This window comes from Marinobacter sp., assembly GCF_041687235.1.
In the GTDB taxonomy this organism is placed as follows: domain Bacteria; phylum Pseudomonadota; class Gammaproteobacteria; order Pseudomonadales; family Oleiphilaceae; genus Marinobacter.
The window spans coordinates 1-8,577 of record NZ_JAWLCH010000033.1; the positions used below are offsets into that span (position 1 = coordinate 1).

Below are 8,577 nucleotides of genomic sequence, written 5' to 3' on the forward strand. Positions count from 1 at the left end.
GAATACTTCGTGACATACACGAGTCAGCGCGGCGGTCAGAGTGGTCTTACCATGGTCTACGTGACCAATGGTGCCCACGTTCAAGTGCGGCTTATTACGTTCAAACTTAGACTTAGACATTCGACCAATCTCCCTAATCAACCAGGATCGTAACGTTGACCGGATAAATAATGGAGCTCATGGGCGGATTTGAACCGCCGACCTCACCCTTACCAAGGGTGTGCTCTACCAACTGAGCTACATGAGCATTGCAAAACAAATTGGAGCGGGCAGCGGGAATCGAACCCGCGTCATCAGCTTGGAAGGCTGAGGTAATAGCCACTATACGATGCCCGCGAGCAATTTAGTGGTGGAGGGGGCAGGATTCGAACCTGCGAAGGCGATGCCGTCAGATTTACAGTCTGATCCCTTTGGCCACTCGGGAACCCCTCCGAGTCGGATCCGCTTTCGCAAATCCGTCAAAACTTAAAGTGGAGCTGGCGGACGGAATCGAACCCCCGACCTGCTGATTACAAGTCAGCTGCTCTACCAACTGAGCTACGCCAGCTCACATTCGCCTCGTCAGCGAGGGCGGTATACTACGGATTTTTTTCTGGCGTTGCAACACCTTCACAAGGCCTGATTTCGACGAAATCAAAATTGCTGCCGTAATCCGCTTCCACCGCCTGAACCAGTTCTTCAGCGAGTTCCGGTTCCGCCTCAAAAGAGAGCGCGTAGCTTATCTGATTTCGGGGGAAGTTGACCAGTACCGCATTAAGATTCTGACGTTTTTTTTCTTCCAGCACGGAAATTGCAGAATCACGGGACTCAAACAGCCCCAGCGAGATGGCATTTCGGTTCTCTCCCTGGGTGACCAGGTAGGAGTCGATTCCCTGCCGCTGGATGTCCCTAAATTGGTTTAACGCCACCTCTTCAGGCTGGGGCGGAATGAGCACCCAATGCAACGGGGGCAACTCACGCTCGACCTCTTCGACGGTTAACTCCACGTCGTCGAGGGACTGGTTATCGGCCAGTTCACGAGCGCGCTCAACGGCCTCTATCCATCCGAGGCGGACACAGGACAGCGCCGGCTCCTCGGACGGCGACGCCTTCTCCGCAGGCGACGCTTCCACAACGGGCGATTTCAAGCTTGCCACCCTCGGCAAACTGCCACTGGCGACCTTGGCCATTCCAGCCGATGGTCCAACATATTCTGGCAGGTAATAGAGCCCGACACTGACTGCTGCCAGAACAAACGCCAACCATCTCATGCGGACGCGTCCTCGGCATCAATCGCCCGCAAGCCTGACAGCACAAGATCAGGATGATGCTCGCCAGTAAGACCAAGACCAATCAATCGGCCGGCATCGCCACCAGTGACCAGAATATCGGCCAGACCGTGCCAGCGGACATCTGCGAGAATTCGCTCCACCATGGCTGCGGAGAGCCAGGCAAGACCATGATTGACGCATTGCCCGGTACTTTTGCCGGGATCAGTTGCCAGGACCTGGTCGGGATCAAACCAGATCCGCGCTGCATCGGTTCTGAGACTTCGCAACATCATCTGGAGGCCCGGGAGAATATACCCGCCCAGGTGCCGGCCATCTCGATCCACGTAATCCACGGTGACCGCGCTCCCTGCGTCCACCACTACAAAGCCGTCCTTGTGGTCGAGCCACCCACCATACATGGCATGCCAGCGATCCGCCCCCATTCTGGTAACATCCTGGTAGGCGTTTACAAGGCCGCCACGGGCCTGCTCCGACCAATAGAAACGGGCAGGCGGGAACCCGAGGTTCAGCAGGCAGGCCATCAAGTGCTGCCGCTTATGTTCTGAAGCAACCGTTGAGATCGCGACGCTCCGGACGCTTCGAACAGACTCTTTAAGACTACTCAAGGGGTTATCTTCATCCAGAATGCCTGTTCCTGAGGCCACGGTCAGGCCACCATCGTCGAGACACCATTTAAGGCGGGTATTGCCAGCATCTATCAAAAGCTTCATGACACCGCTCGCAAACTGATTTCCCCGGCGCGTACCGGAACGACACCGGATGGCGTACGAATCTGATAGTTCCCGGCATCGTCAATTCCGCAACCCACGCCTTCGACCTCACCGCCTCGCGCCTGAAGCGGTCTTCCCATAAAAATATCGCGCCGCTGCCAGGGCTCCCGGAAATCCGCGAAACCGACATCCGAGAACAGGGACACCACATCCAGGACCGCGTCGATAATCGCACTGCCAACCTGATTACGCGACCAGTCAACGTCCGGGCGCGCCCTCGCAAGACTGCTCCATGGCTGATCGACACCTTCGACCCGGGACATGTGGACATTAAGTCCTATGCCGGCAATGACCTGGACAACGCCCTCCTCCAGCTCGCCCTGGAGCTCCACCAGAATACCGCCGAGTTTTCCATCCGGAAGAAACACATCATTGGGCCACTTGAGCCCAATGTCGGGCACACCGAGACGCTCCAGGGCATTGGCGACCGCAACGCCGAGCGCCAGGCTTAGACCATCCAGAACCCCGAAGCCACCGTGGAATGTCAGCCCCATACTGAGATAGAGGTTTTCGCCCCGAGGGCTTTGCCATACCCGCCCTCTGCGACCGCGGCCTGCAGTCTGGCAATCGGCAATTACCACTGGTATGCCTGAAGTGCCGGCCGCAATCTGGCGGACCACTTCGGCATTGGTTGAATCCACTTCATCGAGCACCGTCAACGAGAGCTCCTGCCTACTCTCCGCTGCTATCCCACCCAAAATGGCGGCCCGATCAAGCAGGTCCACGCGGGACACCAGCTGGTATCCGCGCCCGCGAATGGTGGCAATCTCAGCGCCCTCATTCATGGCACGGCGGATTTGCTTCCAGATAGCTGTTCGACTGACACCAAGCGTTGCTGCCAAAGACTCGCCCGAGTGAACCTTTCCGTCACTGAGCAACTCTATAAGTGCCTTGGATTTCATAAGACGTGTCCAGCCAAGAGATTGGGTAAGGCCGGATTAAACAACAGGGACGCGAAAAAGACAAAGTCGACGACAGAACTTTGAGAATTGGCCGCCGACAAATCAGGGGATTGGCGTTGCCGTCAGGTTCGCCTTGATATCAAAATTCTGCATTTTTACACCATAGACAGCAGTCTGCGCACCGCCAACCGGGTGAACCAGATCAATATTATTAATGGAGAGCTCCTTGAACTGGCTCCGCGCTTTCACGGCAAACCCGAGCGGCCGATTTTCGGCTTCCTGGGCCGTTGGATCAGCCACGTACCTGTACCCCGCCGCAGAGGCGCCGTCCATGATCTTTTCATCACCCCGGTTGCCAACCACGCCCATGGCATCAGGCCCATCCGCCTTTTTCACAACCCGGGTCTGGTAGACATCCACTGACAGATCGGTGCGCATTCCGAAATGATTGTCATCGACACCGTCACCATCGAAATCCCCGCCATCACTGGTATAGATATCGTTCAGAACCAGACGGGTTCCGGTGCCATTCAGGGTGTTTCCGGCGGCGTCGGTTTGACGATTGGTTTCCCATACGAGGGCATTTTTCCGGGTCTCGCTAATGGCCTTCGCAAAAACCTGTTTCAAACGAACGGTCAACCCTTCTTCGCCCCGAGTCTCCCATACACCACCGGAAGCCTCACAGGCCTGAGCACTACTACCCATGCCGCCGGCGCACACGTCGCCGGCCCCGCCGGGGATCACCGTCATGCTGCTGCCAGTTTCATACTTCTGGACCACAAACCGACCAAAGCTCTGGCCAGACTCCTTATCCCCGACCCTCAGATTACCGATATCCATGGTGCTCCAGGCTTCGCCCTTAATGATGGCCAACCCTTCTTCCGTAACATCAACCGTCATATCTCGAACATGGGCGTCGTAATCCAGCTCAGTGATCCAGAGGCCCTTCTGAGGGATGTCTCCGCCTCCTTCATTGTAGGGAGCAGCAATAATTGCGGCTTTGCCATCCTGAATTCGTACATCAGAATTGATAGTGATGCCCTCGCCCGTTGCACCACCAGCCCCAAGCGTGACATGACCATCAAGCTCAAACTCATAAGCCGGATAGAACCCGAGAGCCAGCAGCAGTTCTGTGCCACCCTGCAATGGAGCATCTTCACTTCCGACCCGCAGACCATTGATCCGGTAACCCGCCTTGACGCCCTCGAACCCGACACGCAGGCCATCAAAGAACTCCGTACCATTAATCAGCTCATCCCGAGTCACATTGACCGTCACATCGCCCTGGCCCCAGGACTGGAGACCACTGAAAATCACCCGGTTGCCATCCTCGGTATAACTGAAATCGGCCAGCCGCAGACTCCATTCAGTAGCAAGGCGCAGCCCCTGGGGCCCGGCATCAGCGTGACCGCCGCCCTGAAGATAGACGGCATTGGAGTAGCTGCGTCCATTAAACACCTGGTCCTCAAGCAAAAAGCTGACGTTTACCTGGCCAATACTCTTGCCGTTGCCACCCATCTCAATGGCACCAATGCTGAACTGACCGTCCATGGAACCAAGGCTGAGAGCCAATGCCGGTCGGTTCTGCCAGTCTGGAGCCACATCAAGCCTGAGATCGTTGATCCGGTAAGCACCGGTGATGTCTCGAAGGGCCAGGGCATTTCCATCATCCCGATAAAGGAAGGATGCCGAGTGTATAACCGTCTCGTTATCGATCCGAACACCCTCACCGGCACGGCCGCCTGCGGTGATACCGGTATTGGAGGAAAGCTCGTAGTTTCCGCTCAAACTTCCATAGCTGGCCAACGGACCACCTGTGGCGGAATCCACACTTACGCCATGATTTGAGGGATTGCCGCTGTATCGAATGGCCCCAACTTCCCAATCGCCGGTAACCCTCGGCGCATTCAAAGTGAGCGTATTACCGACTACATCCAGCGTGACACCCAGAGCCTCGACGTTCATGGTGATATCGTCAAGAAAGACTTCATTGCCATTAGTGCGATAACCCAGACGGCCACCGGTCATGGTGTAGGCAGAGTCAAACGTATAGCCAGCCCCACCGACCGCGCCACCCTGCCGGATGTTCAGATAGCCTTCCAGAGAATGGTCGAAAAACACGCCTCCCATGCTCAGACCAGGGGCCCCGGCAAGACGGATATCGCCAAACTCGATGCGGCGATCCTCAACCAGGTAATCGAGATTCAGGGATGCATCTTCCTCAATATCGACCCGGACCAGATGAAACGCCTGCCCCGAGGGGTCGGTTGCAGATCCGACCCGAAACCCCTCCAGATGCAGGCCGTTCCCATCATCAAAATAGGACACCCGATCCGCTGCGAGGTTTAGATCCAGCTCCATCGTCAAGCCACTCTGGCCGCTGATACTGGCCAAAGCGGAGTCATCCAGACTTTTCATTCCTGCCGTCAGGGATTGGGAAACCATCACGCAGACCAGAACGCCAGCGACCGGGACGAACGGCTTCAGATAGTTATGAGTGCCCATGATCCTGAACCTCTTCATTACGGATTACCTGTCGGAAACACCAGCAGATTTCCTTCCATCACGACTTCTCCCCGCATTTCAACGGAAAAGATGTCGGTCTGCTGAAACCCGGGATCCGTGGGACGCGCCGTGCTACTGGCAGCGATCTTGAACTGGACATCGTTGAAGCGCACTGTATCAGGCAACCCTAATTCCAATACGTCACGATTGAACAACTCCCCATCGCCTCCGAATCCGGAGTCAATGGTTCGGATTCGGAGAGTCAGCCCCTCAAAAGCGAAGTTGCCACGAATATCGTCAAGAACCATCCACCCACCGTTCTCTTTCAGACGATAGGCGAAGCGGGCGCCGCACTTTCTGGCAGCGTCATCACAACGCCCGAAATAGCTGTTTTCCACAGGGCCGCCCATCTCGTTGATGCTAATATCGCCAGAGAGGTAGATGCCACCCTTTCCAGAAATGCCGGAGAGTGCTTCATCACCGAGACGGTAGAGCTCCGCACTTGCCGGGACGGATAAAAGCAGCAGAGACAGAGCGACCAGGGTACCGCGCAGAACGTTTTTCATGGGCTCAGATCCCTGGTTTGTATGTTCAGATGCTGAATCAGCATTCCCTGCACACGGGCGGAGCCAAAATCACGGTCACCAACACTGAAATTGCCGATGCTCAGGCTGCTGCGGAATTCCGGGTTGGAATAGTAGGCCTGGTAAAAATCCCAGGCTTCGGGATCACTGCTCCCCCTGAGCCCGTCCGAACCGATCTGACCAGGCTGAGGCCGACGAATCGGAGCCACCTCAACGACGAAGTTTCCACTGCCGTCGACATCGAAATACACCGGCTGCAATTGATTGCCAATCGCCAGTTCCAGAGCAAAATTACTCATCAGAATTCGGGAACCGCAACTGGAGCCGTCCTGCGCGCAGGCATTGATGGAAAGCTCGGGAGAGTAGAAGTTCAGTTTGAACTGGCCCACCATCTGGCGGCGATCATTGTCGCCCCACAGCCGCAAGTAACTTCCATCAACAACGGCGGTTTTCGCATGAATATTGAGATTGGCAGATCTGTCATCGCCAACACCTACATTCATCTGCATTCCAATATCCGCCCGCTCTCCGATGTAATCTGCTGTCGCCGGGCGACTGGAACAGGTGCCACTCCCCATGGTTGCGCCAGAACTCATACAGTCATAGCCCTGACCAGCGCCCACTTTGCCGGGTGCCGCAAACTCCAGCACGGCCCTATTGGCAATCCCGATCTCATTGCCGTCAACCACATCAATTCGCCACGGGTTAAGGAGTCGGCCAAGGTTTACTGGCCCCAGATTCTGACCATAGTTGCTGCCAGTTCCGGAAACATAGAGGTGGTTGACCGTAATATCGACGTCACGGCCGTCTGTGCTCTTGATACCTCCGATTCGGAAAATCCGCGCCTGCTCGCCGGACGCAGTCGGCTCATCGGTTCCATGGGAGAACTTGAAATTTTCCAGAACGAGGCCAATACCCGCACCATCGATACGAGACATCTCCGTTTCCGAGAGGCCCTGAAGTTCAGCGTTGAGGCTGGGAGATATCAACAGCAACACCCACAAAACAAAAGGATAACGGTAGCCAACGCGCCCCCGACTGCCCCTACCTCCAATCATAACCATCTCCTCAGAACAGACCCTTGCCGCGGTCGATATATTCGGTCCGGTAACGCTGGGTTCCGTACAGAGCTTCGTTCAGGTTTACTTCTGTCGCGCCATTGGGAATATTAAAAAACGCACCTGATGTCGCTTTGATAAAATCCTCCGGCGTGAAGTCTGTTTTCTTCACATCCTTTAACCAATCAAGGTCCTTGGTCTGGAAAGAAATAAAGGCGCCATCGGCCGGACCGGTAATACGACGCTCTCCGTTAACTTCACCAACTTCGCCCACCGGGAAACTGTTGTAGATATCCAGGTCGAAGCAGGAGTCTATCCCTAATACAAGACAATCCTCCGCATAGACATAGATGTCCCCGCCAGAACAGCTGAAGAAGGAACAATCCGGAACTTCAATGCGGGAACTGGACCCCCACCCGATCAGGTTCTTTACCGACCAGCGGGTAAAGCCGCTTGCACCCTCGAGAATGAATCGTTCTCCGTTTGGAATTCCAATATATTCAGCTCTTATGGGATCCAGCTCGCCAATGTTTGGATCCCCCTCTGCGCCATGGACAAGCTGGGCCTTGGTCGATAACGGGCTGCCGCCCTCAAGTAGGGGCGTGAGAAGCACGATCACCTGGTCGAAGAAATTGCCGCTGGAACTGGCTTCCCTGAGGCCCTGCCCCCGATCAATGATGTCGACGTTTACATTGCCTGTCAGCGTCTCGATTTTTCCTGAAAGGACACCCATGGATTCGCCAAACCCCAGGCGGAAACCAACAACTTCTTCGGTACCCTCGTCAAAGGCAAACTCAAAAAATGGGTTCTGGATGGAGAAGGGGACAATCTCGCCCTCGGCATAGGTGCTGCCGTCTGGCTTTCTCTGTCGGGGCGCCTTGGGGTTGGCGTCAAAGTAGGCCTGATTGTTGATGTACCCCAGGGCGAAGTCTTCAATATAAACATCCGACGTTCCCGGCTTTTCGCCTTCACGGTCGTAGCGCCCCATTTCCAATACATCCACATTGGTCTGGATCTCAATATCCATTCCAAGATTGACCCGGGTATAGGCGGTATTATCGTTGGCATCGGGATGATACTGGCGATCGACGGACACGAAGGCCTGCCCGGTCACCTCGGACATTTGCTCATCCGAAATCGGACGCAGCTCACCGTTGGCCCCCGCCGCGAACATGGACAGGAGAATAAGCGAGGGAATTTTATTACTCATAGTCACATCTCACCGCTGCCGCTTTTTTGTTATTGGCGGCTGTTTTAAAGATGACTGATGAGCGTCTCTGAGGCTGGCTTTGGTTTTTGATGTTCTTTTAGCCAGTTCTTTTACGGAAGTTTAACCCTGGTTACATTTCGTCACTGTGCGCAGCGTCATGGTTTTGGAATTTCCTGAATTTCAGGCAATAAAAAACCCCAGCATCGAAGATGCTGGGGTTTTGGTATTAGGCGCCTGACGATGACCTACTCTCACATGGGCAACGCCACACTACCAT

The 8,577-nt window shown here is 55.3% G+C and carries 8 protein-coding genes and 4 tRNA genes; all 12 read right to left on the bottom strand.

Annotated features, from left to right (window positions below; genetic code table 11):
- On the bottom strand, positions 1 to 120 hold a 120-nt coding region (locus ACESMK_RS19865; protein ID WP_373002393.1), incomplete at its 3' end, for a GTP-binding protein.
- 51 nt (positions 121 to 171) lie between these two features.
- Positions 172 to 247: transfer RNA gene (locus tag ACESMK_RS19870), tRNA-Thr, on the bottom strand.
- Positions 248 to 261: 14 nt separating this feature from the next.
- A tRNA-Gly gene (locus ACESMK_RS19875) sits at positions 262 to 336 on the bottom strand.
- Positions 337 to 347: 11 nt separating this feature from the next.
- Positions 348 to 432 (bottom strand) — tRNA-Tyr (locus ACESMK_RS19880).
- A gap of 39 nt (positions 433 to 471) precedes the next feature.
- A tRNA-Thr gene (locus ACESMK_RS19885) sits at positions 472 to 547 on the bottom strand.
- Positions 548 to 578: 31 nt separating this feature from the next.
- Entirely contained in the window at positions 579 to 1,169 is a 591-nt protein-coding gene (locus ACESMK_RS19890; protein ID WP_373002376.1) for a hypothetical protein, read from the bottom strand.
- A gap of 77 nt (positions 1,170 to 1,246) precedes the next feature.
- Positions 1,247 to 1,981, bottom strand: a complete 735-nt coding sequence (locus ACESMK_RS19895) for a type III pantothenate kinase (protein ID WP_373002378.1) — start codon at positions 1,979 to 1,981, stop codon at positions 1,247 to 1,249.
- A complete protein-coding gene (locus ACESMK_RS19900; protein WP_373002381.1) occupies positions 1,978 to 2,943 on the bottom strand; it encodes a biotin--[acetyl-CoA-carboxylase] ligase in 966 nt (321 codons plus the stop codon). The genes ACESMK_RS19895 and ACESMK_RS19900 overlap by 4 nt, the downstream gene beginning before the upstream one ends.
- A 102-nt stretch (positions 2,944 to 3,045) precedes the next feature.
- Positions 3,046 to 5,466, bottom strand: coding sequence for a DUF6160 family protein (locus ACESMK_RS19905; RefSeq protein WP_373002384.1), 2,421 nt, complete (start codon positions 5,464 to 5,466; stop codon positions 3,046 to 3,048).
- On the bottom strand, positions 5,466 to 6,014 hold the full coding sequence (locus ACESMK_RS19910; protein WP_373002386.1) for a hypothetical protein: 549 nt from the start codon (positions 6,012 to 6,014) through the stop codon (positions 5,466 to 5,468). The genes ACESMK_RS19905 and ACESMK_RS19910 overlap by 1 nt, the downstream gene beginning before the upstream one ends.
- Positions 6,011 to 7,090, bottom strand: a complete 1,080-nt coding sequence (locus ACESMK_RS19915; protein WP_373002388.1) for a hypothetical protein — start codon at positions 7,088 to 7,090, stop codon at positions 6,011 to 6,013. Before ACESMK_RS19915 ends, ACESMK_RS19910 begins: the two co-directional genes overlap by 4 nt.
- Positions 7,091 to 7,100: 10 nt before the next feature.
- The gene (locus ACESMK_RS19920; RefSeq protein ID WP_373002391.1) at positions 7,101 to 8,300 is read right to left on the bottom strand and encodes a hypothetical protein; all 1,200 of its coding nucleotides are present in this window, start codon (positions 8,298 to 8,300) and stop codon (positions 7,101 to 7,103) included.
- Between the last annotated feature and the right edge of the window lie 277 nt (positions 8,301 to 8,577).

Coding starts and splice junctions, on each gene's coding strand:
- ACESMK_RS19890 (WP_373002376.1), bottom strand. CDS start 1,169: ATGGCCAAGGTCGCCAGTGGCAGTTTGCCGAGGGTGGCAAGCTTGAAA.
- ACESMK_RS19895 (WP_373002378.1), bottom strand. CDS start 1,981: ATGAAGCTTTTGATAGATGCTGGCAATACCCGCCTTAAATGGTGTCTC.
- ACESMK_RS19900 (WP_373002381.1), bottom strand. CDS start 2,943: ATGAAATCCAAGGCACTTATAGAGTTGCTCAGTGACGGAAAGGTTCAC.
- ACESMK_RS19905 (WP_373002384.1), bottom strand. CDS start 5,466: ATGAAGAGGTTCAGGATCATGGGCACTCATAACTATCTGAAGCCGTTC.
- ACESMK_RS19910 (WP_373002386.1), bottom strand. CDS start 6,014: ATGAAAAACGTTCTGCGCGGTACCCTGGTCGCTCTGTCTCTGCTGCTT.
- ACESMK_RS19915 (WP_373002388.1), bottom strand. CDS start 7,090: ATGATTGGAGGTAGGGGCAGTCGGGGGCGCGTTGGCTACCGTTATCCT.
- ACESMK_RS19920 (WP_373002391.1), bottom strand. CDS start 8,300: ATGAGTAATAAAATTCCCTCGCTTATTCTCCTGTCCATGTTCGCGGCG.